Origin of the sequence: Pantoea sp. ME81 (assembly GCF_903970985.1) — a bacterium.
Classification (GTDB): Bacteria; Pseudomonadota; Gammaproteobacteria; order Enterobacterales; family Enterobacteriaceae; genus Pantoea; species Pantoea communis.
This window is the reverse complement of sequence record NZ_CAJCKS010000043.1, coordinates 21,069-37,471: the sequence shown is the minus strand read 5'-3', so window position 1 is coordinate 37,471 and position 16,403 is coordinate 21,069. Positions and strand designations below refer to the sequence as shown.

Genomic DNA, 16,403 nt, shown 5'->3' with positions numbered 1-16,403 from the left:
CATCAATCCAAGCAGGACGATAACCACCACCGACCAAAGCATGGCGCTGCGCAGCACGGACATTTTAACGCCTTGCTGCAGATGTTGATAATTCTCTCCCTGCAAAATCACATAGAGATCAAAGCCCGCCAGACTGACGCGATGGATCGCCGCCTCGGTGCCGCCGCACAGCGCGATGTCCGCCTCGCCGCTGCGGATCAATCGTGCCGCATCGCCAATCGCCTGCGCACCCGCCGCGCACGCCGTGACAGGGGCGCCAATCGGGCCGCGAAAACCGTGGGCAATCGACACATGTCCCGCCGCCAGATTGGCAAGGAAGGAGGGAATGGTAAACGGCGATAAGCGGCGCGGGCCGCGATTGGCGGTGGTTTCAACCGCGTTGGCAATCTCGTTGAAACCACCAATGCCAGTGGCGATCACCGTCGCGGTGCGCTGGCGATCTGCCTCATCCTGCGGGAACCAGTTGGCTTGCGTCAGCGCTTCATGCGCCGCCACCAGCGCAAACTCAATAAAGCGATCCATTTTCTTGCGATCTTTTGGCGCGATCACGCGCTCGGGATCAAAGCCATGCTGTGGATCTTGTTCCAGCGTGGGCACTTGACCCGCCACTTTGCAGCTGATGTCCTGCACCATCTCGTCCGGTAAGGCGCTGATCCCCGATTTTCCCGCCAGCAGTGACTGCCACACCGCTTCCGTGCCGCAACCGAGTGGGGAAACCATCCCCATACCTGTAATCACAATACGTTTCATCGATAACTCCTAAGCTGCGGGCTTTTTCATCAAAGGCACCAGCAGCGCAGCGATACAAAATCCGACCATGATCAGCCAGAATGCGTCCGAAAAAGCCTGCGTGCGCGCCTCGCGCAGGGTGAGTGAAGCCAGCGATTGCAGCGCCGCCGTGTGCGCCGCATCCGGGCTGAGTCCGTTAAACATCAGGGCTGCGGTGCGCGATTGCAGATAGTCGCCGAGCGACAAACTGGCGCTGTTGAGGTGATCGGCCAGGCGGCTGAAGTGCAGATTGGTGCGGTCATTCAGCACAGTGCCGCACAGCGCAATGCCGATGGCACCACCGAGATTACGCATCAGATTAAACAGTCCTGAGGCTAATTTTAGTCGCGCGGGTGGCAAGCTGCCGAGCGTCAGCGTCACGGTGGGCGCCACCGCAAACTGCTGCGCCATGCCGCGAAACGCCTGCGGAAACAGCAGCTCTTTGGCGCCCCAGTCATGGGTAATCGGCACAAAGAAAAACATCGATACACCAAAACTCATCAGGCCAAACGCCAGCAAAATGCGCAGATCGACGCGGTTCGCCAGCCAGGCATAAAGCGGGATCGACAGGATCTGAAAAATGCCGGTGGAGAAGATCGCTAACCCGATCTCCAGCGCACTAAAGCCGCGCACCTGGCTGAGAAACAGCGGCGTGAGATAGATGGTGGCGAAGATCCCCACGCCAGCCATAAACGAGAAATAACAGCCGAGGCTAAAGCCTGGATCTTTTAACGCGCGCAGATCCATGATCGGCTTGGCGTGGTTTAGCGTGCGGAAGATAAACAGCACGCCACAAAGCAATGCGATCCAGCCTGTGGTGGTGATGGTGCTATCGTCAAACCAACCCCAGCGCGGCCCCTCTTCCAGGGTGTACTCCAGACAGCCCAATGATAGCGCCAGCAAGACAATGCTGAAGTAATCCGCACCGCGCAGTAACTCGGGATTCGGCGAGTCGATCCTGACCAGCAGCGGCACCGCAATGGTGATGTAGATACCGGGGATGATGTTGATGTAAAACAGCCAATGCCAGCTGAAGTTATCGGTAATCCAACCGCCGACCGTGGGCCCTAGCGTCGGCGCTAATGAAGCCAGTGCCCCCACGGTGGCGGCGGCAATCACCCGCTGCTTACCCTGGAAAAAGGCAAAGGCGGTGGTGAACACCAGCGGAATCATCGAGCCGCCCGCCAATCCCTGCAAGGCGCGAAAGGCGATCATGCTCTGAATATTCCACGCCCAGCCACACAGTAAACTCATTACCGTAAATCCGCAGGCGGAGACGGCAAACAGCCAGCGTGTGGACATCACGCTCGCCAGCCAACCGGAAAGCGGGATGATGATGATTTCCGCGATCAGGTAGCTGGTTTGCACCCACACGGTTTCATCATCTCCCGCCGACAAACCGCCGCCGATATCCCGCAATGAGGCGGAGACAATCTGAATATCCAGCAAGGCGATGAACATGCCGATGCACAGGGTGGCAAAGGCGAACACCTTCTTGCTGACCGGCATCTCCGCCGGTGCCATCAGCGGTGCAGCCACGCTGCTCATCGCGCGCTTCTCTCATCCACCGTCACCGTGACGGAAAGACCAGGGCGTAACAGACCCAGCACCGCCGCGTCGCCGTCCAGCACAATGCGCACCGGCACGCGCTGGACAATTTTGGTGAAGTTGCCAGTGGCGTTTTCTGCCGGAAGAATGCTGAAGCGTGAACCGGTGGCTGGCGACAGGCTGCCAACGTGGCCATTAAAGGTGCGACCGGGTAACACGTCCGCGACGATGCGAGCCACCTGCCCCGGCTTCATATTGGCTAGCTGGCTCTCTTTGAAGTTGGCATCGATCCACAGCCCTTGCGCAGGTACCAGCGACAGTAGCTGCGTGCCGCTGCTGACATAAGAACCTGACCAGGCGCGACGATTGCCCACCACGCCATCAAAAGGGGCGCGGATTTCAGTGTATTCAAGATTGAGCTTCGCCATCGCCAGCCCCGCTTGAGCCTGAGTTAAGGCGGCTTTGGCCTGCTGCTCACGGGCATCCAGCACCTGCAACTGGCGCTCGGCAACGGTTTTGTCGGCGCGGCTTTTGCTCTCTTCCGCCATCGCCTGATGGTAATCGGCCTGAGCATGATCGCGGATCTGCTGTGAGACCGCGGAGCTACTGGCCAGCGCACTGTAGCGGCGCTGATCTGAGGTGGTTTTCAGTGTTACCGCCTGCGCTGCCAGCAGAGAGGCGTGCGTGCCAGCGATGGTTGCGAGTTGCAGCTGGCGCGTGGCGGCGATATCGCTTAACGCGGCTTGCTGTGCCGCCACTTCACCCGTTGCCTGATCCACCGCCGCCAGATAATCACGGTTATCCAACTGCACCAGCAGATCGCCTTTTTTCACCTGTGCGTTGTCCTGCACCGCCAGCGTGTGAATGTAACCGGACACTTTGGCGGAGATGGCGCTGATATCTGCCCCGACATAGGCATCATCGGTCGAAGGCATAAAGCGCGCGGTGTGCCACCAATAGTAGCCATAACCTGCCGCCGCTAAACCGCCGATCGCCACTGCCAGCAGCAGAGCGGGTTTTTTACGCGTGCGGGTCATGGCTGTTTCTCTGTAACAGGTGGAGAGAACTTCAGCGTGCCGTCACCCGCACGTTTTTTCTGCAAATAATCATGGCGATAGTGCATGATCGGCGCCGCTGCCGGGCCTGGCACCATTTGGTATTTATCGCTGGTGAGTGGTTGGCCGTTTTCGCTATCGACCAGCTGCGGTTTCACAAGACGCTGGGTGGCGGTTTCCACCAGCTGCATCTGCCTTCCTTCCGGCGAGAAGTGGGTGCTGCCCCACTCGGCCAGCGCCAGGATAACGCCACGCAAATCACGTCCGGCTGGCGTAAGGTGATATTCGAAGCGCATCGGCGTGGTGCTGTAACACACCTTTTCCAGCAAACCGTCTTCCACCAGCTCTTTCAGGCGGCGCGACAGGATATTCGGCGCCACGCCGCTGTTTTTCTGGAATTCGTCAAAACGGGTAAAGCCGGCCAGCGCATCGCGCATGATTAGCATGCTCCAGCCATCGCCGACACGGCCAAGGCTGCGCGCAATCGGGCAGGCCATTTGATAGAGCGGTTCGTTTTTCATGGTGGGTATTCCGCAGAGGATCTGATGCGGCATACTGTTGCAGAGTGACTATCATTTTGCAAGTGACTTGCATAATGATAGCAAGGAGTGTTCATTGTGAAGCGCAATGAATCGCGCCGCTACCCAACCCGTGCAGGCCCTGTAGCAGCAAGATTTATCGCGCAAATTTGCCAAAAAAACGGCAGCCACACTGGGCTGCCGTTTCATCACAACTTAGCCATCTCTAGGTGCGCACGCGCAGCGCCGCCTCGATCTTGTCGGCGATCTTAGTGACCACATAAGCAATCACCATGTAGAACACCACCGCAATCAGGAAGGCTTCGAGGTAGTAGAAATTCAGCGCCGCCGTCAACTGCGCCTGGGCAAAGATATCCACCACTTCAATCGCAAACGCCAGCGACAGGGCTTTCATGATCACCATAAACGCATTCGCCAGATCGGGGATTGCCGCCACGATAATCTGCGGGAACATCACCCGACGGAACAGCTGTCCACCGCTGTAGCCGAGCGACAAAGCGGCATCGGATTGTCCACTGTCGAACGAGTTCAGCGCGCCTTTCCACACTTCGGCCTGGAATGCCGCGACACAGGCACTCAGCGCCACAATGATGATCACCCAGTTCGGCAGTGAATGGGCATTCACCTCGACGCCAAACAGCGTGGCAACAAAGTGCAGCGCCGGTGGCAAGCCGTAATAGGCGAGGAAAATCACCACCACCATCGGCACGCCTTTGAAGGCGATTTTGTAGGTGATCACCAGCTGGCGCAGTACTGGAATGCGACGATGTTCGATAAAGGCAAACAACCCGCCCAACAGCGTCGAACAAATAAACACCGTCACCGCCATCAGCAGCGTCACCGGTACCGCATCGAGAATGCTCCAGAAGTCCGGCAGCAAAACCTCAGCATCAAACATGGTTTGTCTCCCCGACTCAGACGCTGGTGGTGAACTTCACGCGCGGTGCAGACTTAGAGCTGTACTTCGCATGACGTTGTTCAAAGAAGCGAATAACCAGCCACGCCACACCGCACAGCAGTGAATAGAGTACGGCCAACACCAGATAGGTGCCGAACTGATACTGGTTGTAATCGCGTTCCATAATCAGGTGCGCGGTCGCCATCACATCTGCCGCACCGATGTACATCACCAGCGCCACGTTATGAATCAGATAGATAATCGCATTGCCGTAACCCGGCAGCGCAAAGTGCACCGCCTGCGGGCCAATCACCCGCAGCATTTTCTGGCGGAAGCTGTAGCCAAGGCTGTCGGTGGCATCATGCTGACCCCGTTCCACCGCAAGGTATGCCGGGCGCATCACTTCCGACAGATAGCCGCCGTGATACAGGCTCAGGCCGATCATCGCCGCCACATTGGCGGTAAAGAAGTCACCAAAGCCGAAATTATCGGTGATCAGCGGCATGCCGTAGAAGGCCACAAACAGCTGCAGCACCACGGGCACGCTGCGCGCATAGGAAACATAGAGATCGGCCAGCTGGCTGATCACGGGAATACGGCGCACGCGAAAAACGGTGGCGATCAGCGCCAGAAAGAACCCGGCAATCATCGCCACAAACATGATGCCGAGCGTCAGTGGCAGCGCCGACAGCAGTTCTGGAATCATGGAGGATAGATTCACGGTGAAACACTCCTGCTAAAAAGGACAGCATGCGCCCGGCTCAGCACCGGGCGCAGTGAATCTATTACTTCATGTACTTAGTGACTTCTTCGCCAAACCACTTCTGCGCCAGCTTATCCAGCGTGCCGTCGTCTTTCAGTTCTTTCAGCGCTTTGTTCACGTCATCGTTCAGGGCCTGGTTTTCGGCAGAGCGGTGGATCAGCACATAGGTGTTGTTGATCACCACCGGCTCACTGGCTTTGATCGCCAGCTTCTGGTTGTCGATCACCGTCTGCTCACCGAGGTTTGAAGGCAGGATCAGCGCATCGTATTTCCCGTTCTGCACTTCTTTCAGGCGATCCGGGTAAGGCACACCGGCGCTGGACGCTTTGATGGTGATCTTGTCGTTCGGGTTGTCCTGCTGCCACTGGGTGACGAACTTATACACGCCGCCGCCTGCGGTCACTGGCACGATGTTCTTGCCGACCAGATCTTTCATGCCGTTGATATTGCTATCGCTGCGGCTGTAGATCTTCATCAGGCTGGCACCGATCGGTGCATCCGGAATCAGGAACTGTTTACTGCGCGCTGGCGCTTTATAGTAACCACCGGTCGCCATGTCGTACTTGCCGGTCACCAGGCCCGTTTCCTGTGCGATATCCGCCGCGCCTTCCATCACAAACTTGTACTGTGGCAGTTTAGCGTTGATGGCTTTCAGCACGTCCGGCTCGTAACCCTCAGGTTCGTGACCGATCGCGCCCCATGACAGCGGTTTGGATTCCGCAGCGGTGGCGATTTTGATGGTGCGTACCGCGTCAGCAAAGCTGTTACCGCTGATCAGAGCCAGGGCGATGATGCCAGGCGCGGCCAGGCGACGTAATGTGGTTTTGATTGCAGGCATGTCTTTGATTCCTTTAATTATTAGAATGCTCGTTCTGAACTGAGGAACTGTGCAAGGCGCGGCAGGGTTGGGTTATCAAACATCTCTGTCGGACTGCCCTGCGCGGCCACGACACCCTGATCCATAAACACGATGCGATTCGAAATGCTCTTCGCGAACTGCATCTCATGCGTCACCAGCAGCGAGGTAATGCCGGATGACGCCACGTCTTTAATCACTTTCAGCACTTCACCCACCAGCTCAGGATCGAGCGATGAGGTCGGTTCATCAAACAGCATCACATCCGGACGCACCGCCAAAGCACGGGCGATACCGGTACGCTGTAACTGGCCGCCAGACAGCTGCGACGGATAGTGATCGAGCCTGGCACCCAGACCCACACGCTCCAGCTCCTGCACGGCGATGTCGCGCGCTTGCTGTTTAGTTTTACGCTGGATGACGATCAGCGGATCCATCACGTTTTCCAGCACCGTCATGTTTTTGAACACGTTAAATTGCTGGAACACCATGGCGGTGCGCAGACGGATCGCCTGGATCGCCGCTTTATCCGGTGACTGATAATCCATGCGGATCTGATCCAGCTGAATGGTCCCGGCTGACGGCTTCGCCAGATAGTTAATGCAGCGCAGCAGCGTGGTTTTCCCGGTGCCGCTTGGCCCGATGATCGACACCACATCGCCGCGTTTTACCGACAGATCAACCCCTTTGAGGATCGGATTGCTGCCGTACGAGAGCGTAATATTGTTGAGTTCTAACATCCGGTGCAGCCCTTATTTGTTCTGGTCAGCATGGCCGAGCACATGCATCAGACGGTTGGCCCAGCCGAAAATGGCGATGGCGTGGATCAGATCGATAATCTCCTGATCGTTCATGCCGACGGCACGCAGTGCCGCCACATCTTCCGGTGTGGCCTCAGAAGGCGTAACCGATAAACGGCGGGCAAAGCGGTAGATCGCCGCATCGCGTTCACCTAACACATCCGCTCTATCAAAATAGATGGCACTGACCACGGCGTCACTTTCTGCCAGCTGCGCATGACGGCGCGCGTGCACCACCGCACAGTAGCGGCAGCCATTGACGATCGAAGCACCTAATGCGCCCAGCTCACGATCCGCACGATCCAGACCACCTTCGACATACATAATGGCGTTGAACAGCCCGGTACGTGCGGTGTAACTCTCGGGATCGTGCACCAGCGTGCGCACGTACTCGGAAATCTTCTTGTTGGACGGCGTCACTTTCATCGCATCGAGCTGCGCCGGTGTCGCCTGTTCTACATCGACTGGCGTGATGTACGGATGCCAGTGCAGCGGCTTGAGATTTACCGACGGAATCATGCGGACCTCATCAAACGTAAGCCAGCCGCCACGCGCGTCTGGAAGTTAACAAAGGCGATCAGCTCAGAGAGCGCAACAATTTGTGGGTTGCTCAAACCAGCCTGCTCCAGCAAGCGAATATGCTGTTCGGTAGCCTGAATGGGCTGCTGCGTGACTATGTCAGCATGGCGCGCAATCGTGGCCAGTGGCTCTTCCGCTACGGCGCAACCCGAGGCCAGCGCCAGCAGGGCTTCAGACGGATTCAACGCCGCCAGCTGCGCCTGGTAATCACGTTGCAGCGGCGCATCGTAGTTCAACACCGCCATACGCTGCGCCAGTGCCAGACGCAGATCCGCAGGTAAACCCTGATCATCTTCCGGCGCGAGTACTGACACACGGCACGCTTCCGCGCCCTCAACAAATTCGGGACGCAGGCGGCGCGTCTGATACAACGCCTCTTCTGGTGTTAATCCGGCTGCTTGATCAATAGCGTCGCTCACAACGCGTTCTCCTGTTTTAGTAACGGGGTTGAATCCACCCATTCATCGCCCTGTAATTCAGGGGTGTCAAAAGCTTGTAAGTTGGCGTAGTGCTGCTCGACGTCCTCGGCAAACAGCGAGGCGGTAATACCGCGCACCAGGCGATCGGCCCCCGCGCTTACCGCAGGAATGTCGCCGGAGACTTTGCCGTGCGTCAGCATGGCGGCATCGTTGAAGCAGTGGATGTGTGCCAGCATCGGGCAGGCATCAGGCGTCAGTTCGCGGAACTCGAATGAAGGGCCGAGATCCGGCGCTTCCAGCAGGCTGTGGCGCGGGTTGCCCATCTCAGGTTGATAGCGGCCGTCAGACCAGCTGCGAATATGCGGCGCAATGGCGGCAAACTCCGGGCGGCCGTGGAAATCATTGGTGAAGCCCGTAGCGGCGATCAAAAAGTCGTAGCGCAGCGCGCCCTGGGTAGTTTCAATCAGCAAGCCGTCTTCTTCCTGTTTAACGGCGTTAATACCGCAATCGAGGAAGAAGCGCGCGTTCTCATGACGTGATACGCGCAGAGTGGAAGAGCGCGGCGGTGGCGTTTGCGTCGCGGCGGTGTAATCGACAAATTTCCATTTCCACGCATCCGGCAACTGATGCATGCCGTGCACCACGCCCTGACTGCCAATGCCGGTCATCTTGTTGATGCGCGGCATTTCTTTGCGGCGAATCAGCAGATCGACGGCAGCAGCGCCCTGTTCCAGCGCGGTGGCCGCGTTATCCATCGACGAGGCGCCTGCACCAATCACCGCAATGCGCTTGCCTTTTAAGGCCGTGAAATCGATGTCATCAGCGGAGTGTGCCCAGAACTGGCGATCAATGCCCTGCAGGAAATCCGGCACGGCGAAGCCACCGAGGCCTGAACGTCCGGTGGCCAGCACCAAACGGCGCGTGTAAACACGCTCGGTTTCGGCACCCTCCAGATCCAGCGCAATCAAATCCCCGGCCTGTGCAATGCTGGTGACACGCACGTTGTTGTGCACCGGCAGATTCAGCACCTTGCGGTACCAAATCAGGTAATCCATCCACTGCGCTTTAGGGATTTTGTCCAGCGCCTGCCACGCCTCTTTGCCCCACTGCGCCGTGAACCAGGCGCGGAAGGTCAGTTGCGCGAGGCCGAGAGCCGGGCCGTGCAGCGTTTTTGGTGAGCGCAGGGTTTCCATACGCGCAAAAGTGATCCACGGCCCCTCCAGCCCAGCGGGTGCGGCGTCATAAGCCACCACATTGCTGATGCCGGTGAACTGTAATTTGGCGAGTGCCGCCAGACCGCACATGCCCGCACCGATCACCACCACATCGCGTACCGGCGCACTCTGAAAGGTGCGTTCCGGTACCCAGGATTTGGCGGGCAGTTCCAGAAATTCCAGATCCTGCTGAAGCTGAGCTTCTAATGCAGCAAGACCTTTGGCGGCATACGTCATAGAGAGATTTCCCTGGTGTCAGCGATCGCGTTGAGAGCGAGCGAAAACGATGAAAACACGCCGATGATCCTACCTTTTTAATTATCTATAAAACGCATAATAGATAGCTAACAATCATCAATACGCATAATAGGAGCTAAGTTTTCGCATAATCCTCTTGCCCTAAATGTGAGTCAAGATTTTCGCTCAGGATTTGACCAATGGATTTCTTATATCTTATGCCGAAAAAGTTATAAGCGTTGAAAATGAAGGGATTCATCGCGCCTGATAAGTCAGGAAGCCGCGGTACTTTATCCTGCCGCTGTAGCGTAATAGGGCTATTGCGTGCCTAATGCATTCGGTTCAGATGCGTAGCGATGCGCTTCATCTCTAATTGAAGCGCTAATGCTGTTGGATGAACTCAATTGCCCCGCTATGACTCCTGGTTTATCACTCGCATGATGCGCGGATGTTCACTGGCAGGCAGACGTTCAAACCCTGGCAGCAGCTGAGTAGCGGCGTCTGCCAGCGCTTCCACCAGTGCCTGCGCAGCGCTGGAAATCTGGCGGCCTTGCGGCGTGATCACGCCAAAGAAGTAAGGGATGTCTTCCTGAATCGGACGAATCGCCACACCGGCCAGCGGCATGCCCCAGCCGGTGACCGGTTCGAGGATCGCCACGCCCAATCCGGCACGCACGCAGCCCAGAATATTTGCCGATGAGTTGGTTTCGATAGTTTCCAGCAGCGGCGCTTTGACTTTCTTCAGCGCCTTTTCGTAACGACTACGCAGGCGTTGCGGACTCCACGGTGCAATCAAACGGCGGCCAGCAAGCTGGCTCAGCGAAAGCGCGCTGTGTGCCGCCAGTTCATCCTCTTCCGGCAGCGCAATTACGCACTGTGATTGCCCAATCCAGTGCAACTCCACCGCATGATGCTCCAGCGGCAAGCTGCACAAACCGATGTCTGCTTCAGCGGTAATCACCGCATGTGCCGTCTGTACGGCGGACTCACTGATAATTTGCACTTTGTTCTGCAGATTGAGTGCGGCCAGTGCCTGCGGCAATAACCCGGCGGCCAGTGCTGGCGTGGCGGCAATACTGAGCGGACGATGCTGCTGATGGGCGATCTCTTGTGCGCGGAGTCGGATCTGTTGCAGCGACAGCAGCGCTTTCTGCACATACTGATGCAGCTGCAGTGCTTCTTCCGAGGGGTGAATACGCGGGCCGTTGCGGATAAACAGCGGATAACCCAGCGACTGCTCCAGCTCCTGAATCAGGCGGGAAACGGCGGGCTGCGAGCGGTTTAGTGCTTTGGCGGCCGCCGTCACGCTGCCGGCTGAAATTACCGCCGAGAAGGCTTCCAGCTGACGCAGATCGAGGTCGTTTAATAGAGTCATCGCGTGGTTACTTCCCTAAGTCATTGATCGTTCCCGACAATCACGCGGGAAAAAATCCATCATAGAGAGAGTTACGCGAATTAGCCACTACGGGAAAACTGCGTGTTGGTCGCCATTAAAGGCGACTCTACAGTGAAGGGGGCACATCAATAGTACTCATAATTTCAGGATGCGCATTGGCAGCTACCGATCATTCCAGGGTGCGCATTAATGCGCACCGGAAGCAGCACCTTAATATTCAGCGCACCTTATTCTGCGCAAAATCGCTGTAATTCTCTCTGGTAATCAGTTGATAAGGAATAAAGGTATCCTTCGCCACCTTATCGCCTTTCACCAGCGCAACCGCCGATTGCACTGCGCCATCGCCCTGCCCTTTGGCGTCCTGAAACACCGTCAGGCTCATCTCTCCGCTCTTGATGAACTGCAGCGCATCTGGCGTGCCATCAATGCCCGCCACCTGCACATTTTTCGCCCCCGCCTGCTTCAGCGCCAGAATGGCACCAATCGCCATCTCATCATTGTTGGCGACGATGGCGTTGATATCCTGACCGGTGAGAAGCCAGTTAGTGGTGACATCATTGGCTTCTTTGCGGAAGAACAGCGCGGATTGCTTATCCAGCACCTTCATGCCCGGATGCTGCGCAATGACCTCTTCGACCCCTTTGGTGCGTTCGCGGGTATCTTCGCCCGACAGATTGCCCATCAGGATCATCACATTGCCTTTATCCCCCATCTTCTTCGCCAGTGCTTCCATCTGCATTTTTCCGGCCAGACGTGGATCCGATCCAACATAGGCCATGCGATCACTCAACGGTGTTTCTGGCCGACGGTTAACGAACACCAGCGGCACGTTAGATCGCTGTGCCAGTGAGATAATCGGTTTCATTGCCTGGGTATCGGTGGGCGTGACAATGATGGCGTCAACCCCCTGTCCGATAAAGGATTCCACCTGCTGCAACTGCTGTGCGGAATCCCCTTTTGCATCCTCAAACTGCCCTTTTACATCGCCGAGTTGTTTCATTTTGCTCGCCATCGCCTGGCGCAGGATGGTCTGAAAATTATCATCGAAATGATCCATGCTGACGCCAATGCTGAGGTCTTTCGCCATCACGCTCACGGGTAGCGCACACAGCAGTGCCAGCGCGGTAAGGTGTTTTTTCAATTGCATAATCTGACCTTATTGTATTGATCTGTAGGGGGCAGAATCGGCGCATCCTTACTCGGGATAGGCACCGGCAACATTCTGGTCGTAATCGATTAATGCACCGGTCATCACACCGGCTTCCTGACTGAGCAGATAGCTGGCAAGGCCTGCCAACTGCTGCGGCTTACAAAGCTGTCCCATCGGCTGTGACGCCTCGGCGCGTTCCAGCCAGCCATCCGTTGCGCCGTGATATTTTCGTTGGGTGAGATCCTCGCCAGGCGTGTCCATCCAGCCGGGCAAAATGGCATTGCAGCGAATACGGTTGCCGCGATAGGCATTGGCCACGTTTTTAGTCAGCGTGGCGAGTGCACCTTTGGAGGCGGAATAAGGTGCCAGATAAGATTGTCCACAGTGCGCGCATTGAGACAGGATATTGACGATCGCCCCGCCGACGCCCTGAGCCAGCCGATGGCGCACAAAGCCCTGCATCAGAAAGAAAGGCGCACGCGCGTTGGTATTGAACATCTGATCCCAGAGTTCAACGGGTGTATCCACCAGCGTGCCGCGAGCGCCCAGTGCAGCAGCATTGACCAGCACGTTTACGTCGCCAAAGGCTGCGACCGCCCGCTCGGTTAATGCCAGGCACGCATCCACATCCTGTAAATCCAGCGCGATAAACTGCGCGGTGGCGCCCAGTTCAGCCAGTTCGGCACTGGCACGCACGCCCTTCTCTGCATCACGCCCGGCAAGGATCAATCGTGTGCAACCCTCCCGTACCAGTTGACGTGCGATGGCAAAACCCACGCCCTGTGCGCCACCAGTCACGATGGCAATGGTATTCGTATGTCGGCCCGCAGTGTTATGCATGATGGAACTCCTGATCTAATCCAGTGAGGTGCAGGGTTTTGCCTAGTCTGAGTGACTCAGTGGCGGCTTCCGCCAGCAGTGCGGCTCTCAGTCCGTCCAATGCATTGACCGGCATCGGTTTGCCGCTCTGTGCACACTCCAGGAACAGCCGCATCTCTTCCACATAGCTGGGCCCGTAGCGCTCCATAAAGAATTCCAGAATTGGTGCGGCGCAGCCCGGCGCGTTGGGTGAATAGCGGGTAAAGCCAGACTGGCGCGGGTTGTCGGACATCACCATCCCTGAGGAACCAAAGGCTTCAATGCGTTGGTCGAAGCCGTAGCTGCAGCGACGGGAGTTGAGGATAGTGACGAGCGTGCCGTCTTCCGCCAGTAGCGTCACGCTGGCCGTGTCCACATCCCCCAATCGACCGATTTCGGGATCGATAATCGACGATCCGTGCGCGGTGATACTGACAAACTCTTTGCCGACGATTCCGCGCGCCATATCGAAATCGTGGATCATCATGTCGCGGAACAGGCCGCCGGAGCGTGGAATGTATTCCAGCGGTGGCGGGAAGGGATCGCGACTGGTGATGGTCAGTTGCTCAAGACGACCAATCTCACCGGCCTGTACCGCATGGCGCACCGAGGCATGCCCACGGTCAAAGCGGCGATTGAAACCGAGAAACACCCGCTGAGCCGCCTCACTGCCGATGATCTCAATGCAACGCCGCGCATCCGCCAGGCTGCTGGCTAACGGCTTTTCACACAGCACCGGTTTACCGGCATGGGAGGCTGCGATGATCAGCTCCACGTGGGTATCCGATGACGTGGCGATGACGATCGCATCCACCTGAGGATGGTTGATAGCCGCAGCAGCACTGGATGCCACCGCGGCACCGGTTTCTGCCGCCATCGCGTCAGCGGCTGCGCTAACCGGATCGTACACTGCCACAATTTGCCCGCCCGCCTGGCGAATGGCGCTGGCATGGACTTTCGCCATGCGGCCAGCACCGAGCAGCGCAATACCTGTTAATTGCGTCATGTTTTACTCCTAAAATAAAAAGGGAGGCATTGGCTGAATAATTAACGCGCTTTTATCTTTACTCTTTAAATAAATACAGGTTGCTGCGCTGATTATTAGCCTTAAAAATTCACTGAATCTTTAAATAAACTCTACGCACATCACCCTTTGAAATTAATTGATGCTGAAATCTTGATCAAATGCTGAATTGGCGGTAAACATTCACTCAATGAGGGGTTCCCATCAAAATGGACGGTTAATGTGAGCGATATCAAGAAAACCACGTTGGATCAGATCGCTGCAGCAGCGGGCGTCAGTTTGAGTACCGTGGACAGGGTGATGAATCGACGTGGCGGCGTCTCGCCCGCCAGGGAAGCCAAAGTGCTGGAGTGGGCCAACAAGCTCAACGTCGATCGCGTGCTGTTTCGCGGCTATTTGCCGATGCTGCGCGTGGCGGTATTGATGCAATCACCGAAGAATCCGTTTTATCGCGGGCTGCGTAATGCCTTCGCCGATATCGGCGCCACCCTGTCGGATATGCGCCTCAACTGCTTTATTCACTATCTCGACCTGACTAAACCACAGGGCACCATCAAACAGATCCACCAGATTGCCTCGGTGAATGACGCGATGATTGTGGTGTGCCCTAATGATCCTGATGTCGCAGAAGCGCTACGACAGATTTCCACCAAAACGCCGGTGGTAACGCTGGTTACGGACATCCCAACCAGCGGGCGCATTGCCTATGTAGGGCCGGACAACCGTCAGATGGGCCGCGCCGCCGGGGAACTCATGGGCCGATTTTGCGGCAGCCAGGGCGGTGAAGTGCTGGTGGTATTGGGGATGCAGCACATGATCGGGCACGAGGAGCGAGAGATGGGATTCCGCTCGGTGCTGCGAGAACGCTTCTCGCAGTTTGCCATCAGCGAGACGCTGGAAAGCGGCGAGGACCAAACGCGGGCGGGCGAAGTGGTTCGCCGCGCATTGCAAAACAATCCGAATATTCGTGGCATTTATAACGTTTCAGCGGGCAACACCAATATTACCCAGGCAATAAGATCTCTCGGACTGGAGCAGCAGATGGTGTTGATCACCCATGAACTCACCACTGAACGTCGCCGCATGCTGCGCGAAGGGGTGATTGATGTGATTATCGATCAGAATCCGCACGAAGAAGCGCGACGCGCGCTGGAGATTATTGCGGTGCATTTTAATCGGCTGGAAAGCGATAAATCCCCTGGGAGCTATACGCCGTTCAATATTTATATTCGCGAGAACTGCCCGCCGGAATCGGAGTTTAGTTAATCCACAATTAAAGTTTTTGCGTAAGTTCGCGCTTGTTGTCATTTAACAGGCGCAGCATCTCACGTAAATAATCATCTTCATTGCCTTTTTGCCAGGCAATACTCAGCGGCAGGCCCTTTATTTGCTCCGGCAGATCCAGTGCAATATAGCTGACGCTTTCGCTGTTCATGGTGCGATAAGAGGCTGGCACCACCGCCAGGCCTAATCCCGCGCTGACCAGACTCAAAATGGTCTGCTTCTCTTCAGCAAACTGCGCGATGTGAGGCGTTAATCCCGCCAGTTTAAACAAACTCATGGTGAGATCGTGACTGTGTGGTCGGGTACGTCGGTCGGGAATAATCATCGCTTCATGCTGAAAATCCTCGACGGCCACGTGCGATCGGCTGGCCAATGGATGATTCAACGGCACTGCCAGTACGCAGCTTTCGCGCGTGATAAAACGGATGGCCAATGATGCATCCATCACCTGTGGCGCACGAATTATAATCATATCCAGCCAGCCTGATTTTAACTTCGGAATCAGATTAATGGTCTTATCTTCAATAATATGAATATCACTGGTGGGATAAAGGGGAACAAATAAGTTTAACAAGGCGGGCACTAATCCACGCGCCGCACTATCAATTGCGCCAATACGTAATGTACGACGCTCATCTTTTAATCCTGATTTAAATCTACACGCCAGGGCATCAAATTGATCGATAAGTTTACTGGCTTCATCAAAAAATATCGCCCCTTCCGCTGTTAATGAAACATTGCGCGTTGATCGGTTCAATAAGCGCACGCCCAGGTCCTCTTCGAGTATTCGGATGAAGCGAGAAAGTGACGCAGGCATCATTTCCAGTCTTTGGGCCGCCCGGCCGAAATGGAGCTCTTTACCCACTGTCACAAAACAACGCAGTTGATTTATATCCACATTTTCCTCGCCATTAGATTATTCAAATACTTTATATAATCCACGATTAATGATTAGCCAAGTCAAAACTGCATACTGAACTCGATGACAAAAAAATAACACTACCCTACACAATCT

17 protein-coding genes are annotated in these 16,403 nt (G+C 56.2%); 1 reads left to right on the top strand and 16 read right to left on the bottom strand.

Translation table 11 applies throughout. The features are described from left to right. The 15 genes from H7A81_RS10535 to iolG all read right to left on the bottom strand — a co-directional run. A partial coding sequence (locus H7A81_RS10535) for a beta-ketoacyl synthase N-terminal-like domain-containing protein (protein ID WP_304622186.1) occupies positions 1-750 on the bottom strand: 750 nt, incomplete at its 3' end. Positions 751-759: 9 nt separating this feature from the next. Further along, positions 760-2,316 carry a DHA2 family efflux MFS transporter permease subunit gene (locus tag H7A81_RS10530; RefSeq protein WP_255478941.1) on the bottom strand — a complete coding sequence of 519 codons (1,557 nt, stop codon included), beginning with the start codon at positions 2,314-2,316 and terminating at the stop codon, positions 760-762. Beyond that, complete coding sequence (locus H7A81_RS10525) at positions 2,313-3,353, bottom strand: HlyD family secretion protein (protein ID WP_182057452.1); 1,041 nt, start codon at positions 3,351-3,353, stop codon at positions 2,313-2,315. Before H7A81_RS10525 ends, H7A81_RS10530 begins: the two co-directional genes overlap by 4 nt. Beyond that, complete coding sequence (locus H7A81_RS10520) at positions 3,350-3,892, bottom strand: helix-turn-helix domain-containing protein (protein ID WP_182057451.1); 543 nt, start codon at positions 3,890-3,892, stop codon at positions 3,350-3,352. The genes H7A81_RS10525 and H7A81_RS10520 overlap by 4 nt, the downstream gene beginning before the upstream one ends. A gap of 223 nt (positions 3,893-4,115) precedes the next feature. Beyond that, entirely contained in the window at positions 4,116-4,808 is a 693-nt protein-coding gene (locus tag H7A81_RS10515; RefSeq protein WP_034823323.1) for an amino acid ABC transporter permease, read from the bottom strand. A 16-nt stretch (positions 4,809-4,824) separates the two neighbouring features. Continuing rightward, entirely contained in the window at positions 4,825-5,514 is a 690-nt protein-coding gene (locus tag H7A81_RS10510; protein WP_197080186.1) for an amino acid ABC transporter permease, read from the bottom strand. Between the two features lie 79 nt (positions 5,515-5,593). Next, entirely contained in the window at positions 5,594-6,409 is an 816-nt protein-coding gene (locus tag H7A81_RS10505) for a transporter substrate-binding domain-containing protein (protein WP_034823325.1), read from the bottom strand. A 20-nt stretch (positions 6,410-6,429) separates the two neighbouring features. Next, the gene (locus H7A81_RS10500; RefSeq protein ID WP_182057450.1) at positions 6,430-7,167 is read right to left on the bottom strand and encodes an amino acid ABC transporter ATP-binding protein; all 738 of its coding nucleotides are present in this window, start codon (positions 7,165-7,167) and stop codon (positions 6,430-6,432) included. Between the two features lie 12 nt (positions 7,168-7,179). Next, positions 7,180-7,746, bottom strand: a complete 567-nt coding sequence (locus H7A81_RS10495) for a peroxidase-related enzyme (RefSeq protein ID WP_182057449.1) — start codon at positions 7,744-7,746, stop codon at positions 7,180-7,182. Then, entirely contained in the window at positions 7,743-8,225 is a 483-nt protein-coding gene (locus H7A81_RS10490) for a CMD domain-containing protein (RefSeq protein WP_182057448.1), read from the bottom strand. Before H7A81_RS10490 ends, H7A81_RS10495 begins: the two co-directional genes overlap by 4 nt. Continuing rightward, positions 8,222-9,676 (bottom strand): NAD(P)-binding domain-containing protein, encoded by a 1,455-nt coding sequence (locus H7A81_RS10485; RefSeq protein WP_182057447.1) that lies wholly within the window; start codon positions 9,674-9,676, stop codon positions 8,222-8,224. Before H7A81_RS10485 ends, H7A81_RS10490 begins: the two co-directional genes overlap by 4 nt. Positions 9,677-10,088: 412 nt before the next feature. Beyond that, a complete protein-coding gene (locus H7A81_RS10480; RefSeq protein WP_034823330.1) occupies positions 10,089-11,051 on the bottom strand; it encodes a LysR family transcriptional regulator in 963 nt (320 codons plus the stop codon). Between the two features lie 238 nt (positions 11,052-11,289). Next, on the bottom strand, positions 11,290-12,219 hold the full coding sequence (locus H7A81_RS10475; protein WP_182057446.1) for a sugar ABC transporter substrate-binding protein: 930 nt from the start codon (positions 12,217-12,219) through the stop codon (positions 11,290-11,292). A gap of 48 nt (positions 12,220-12,267) precedes the next feature. Further along, complete coding sequence (locus H7A81_RS10470) at positions 12,268-13,062, bottom strand: SDR family oxidoreductase (RefSeq protein WP_182057445.1); 795 nt, start codon at positions 13,060-13,062, stop codon at positions 12,268-12,270. Beyond that, on the bottom strand, positions 13,055-14,086 hold the full coding sequence (gene iolG, locus H7A81_RS10465) for an inositol 2-dehydrogenase (protein ID WP_182057444.1): 1,032 nt from the start codon (positions 14,084-14,086) through the stop codon (positions 13,055-13,057). Before iolG ends, H7A81_RS10470 begins: the two co-directional genes overlap by 8 nt. 240 nt (positions 14,087-14,326) lie before the next feature. Here iolG and H7A81_RS10460 point away from each other — a divergent pair, with 240 nt between their 5' ends. Then, complete coding sequence (locus tag H7A81_RS10460) at positions 14,327-15,370, top strand: LacI family DNA-binding transcriptional regulator (protein WP_182057443.1); 1,044 nt, start codon at positions 14,327-14,329, stop codon at positions 15,368-15,370. A 7-nt stretch (positions 15,371-15,377) separates the two neighbouring features. On the opposite strand, the gene H7A81_RS10455 is transcribed toward H7A81_RS10460, so the two are convergent. Beyond that, positions 15,378-16,286 carry a LysR family transcriptional regulator gene (locus H7A81_RS10455; protein ID WP_182057442.1) on the bottom strand — a complete coding sequence of 303 codons (909 nt, stop codon included), beginning with the start codon at positions 16,284-16,286 and terminating at the stop codon, positions 15,378-15,380. Positions 16,287-16,403: the final 117 nt, after the last annotated feature.

What these genes read in the sequence shown, in the direction of transcription:
- H7A81_RS10530 (WP_255478941.1), bottom strand. Translation starts at nt 2,316, where the DNA reads ATGAGCAGCGTGGCTGCACCGCTGATGGCACCGGCGGAGATGCCGGTC.
- H7A81_RS10525 (WP_182057452.1), bottom strand. Translation starts at nt 3,353, where the DNA reads ATGACCCGCACGCGTAAAAAACCCGCTCTGCTGCTGGCAGTGGCGATC.
- H7A81_RS10520 (WP_182057451.1), bottom strand. Translation starts at nt 3,892, where the DNA reads ATGAAAAACGAACCGCTCTATCAAATGGCCTGCCCGATTGCGCGCAGC.
- H7A81_RS10515 (WP_034823323.1), bottom strand. Translation starts at nt 4,808, where the DNA reads ATGTTTGATGCTGAGGTTTTGCTGCCGGACTTCTGGAGCATTCTCGAT.
- H7A81_RS10510 (WP_197080186.1), bottom strand. Translation starts at nt 5,514, where the DNA reads ATGATTCCAGAACTGCTGTCGGCGCTGCCACTGACGCTCGGCATCATG.
- H7A81_RS10505 (WP_034823325.1), bottom strand. Translation starts at nt 6,409, where the DNA reads ATGCCTGCAATCAAAACCACATTACGTCGCCTGGCCGCGCCTGGCATC.
- H7A81_RS10500 (WP_182057450.1), bottom strand. Translation starts at nt 7,167, where the DNA reads ATGTTAGAACTCAACAATATTACGCTCTCGTACGGCAGCAATCCGATC.
- H7A81_RS10495 (WP_182057449.1), bottom strand. Translation starts at nt 7,746, where the DNA reads ATGATTCCGTCGGTAAATCTCAAGCCGCTGCACTGGCATCCGTACATC.
- H7A81_RS10485 (WP_182057447.1), bottom strand. Translation starts at nt 9,676, where the DNA reads ATGACGTATGCCGCCAAAGGTCTTGCTGCATTAGAAGCTCAGCTTCAG.
- H7A81_RS10480 (WP_034823330.1), bottom strand. Translation starts at nt 11,051, where the DNA reads ATGACTCTATTAAACGACCTCGATCTGCGTCAGCTGGAAGCCTTCTCG.
- H7A81_RS10475 (WP_182057446.1), bottom strand. Translation starts at nt 12,219, where the DNA reads ATGCAATTGAAAAAACACCTTACCGCGCTGGCACTGCTGTGTGCGCTA.
- H7A81_RS10470 (WP_182057445.1), bottom strand. Translation starts at nt 13,062, where the DNA reads ATGCATAACACTGCGGGCCGACATACGAATACCATTGCCATCGTGACT.
- iolG (WP_182057444.1), bottom strand. Translation starts at nt 14,086, where the DNA reads ATGACGCAATTAACAGGTATTGCGCTGCTCGGTGCTGGCCGCATGGCG.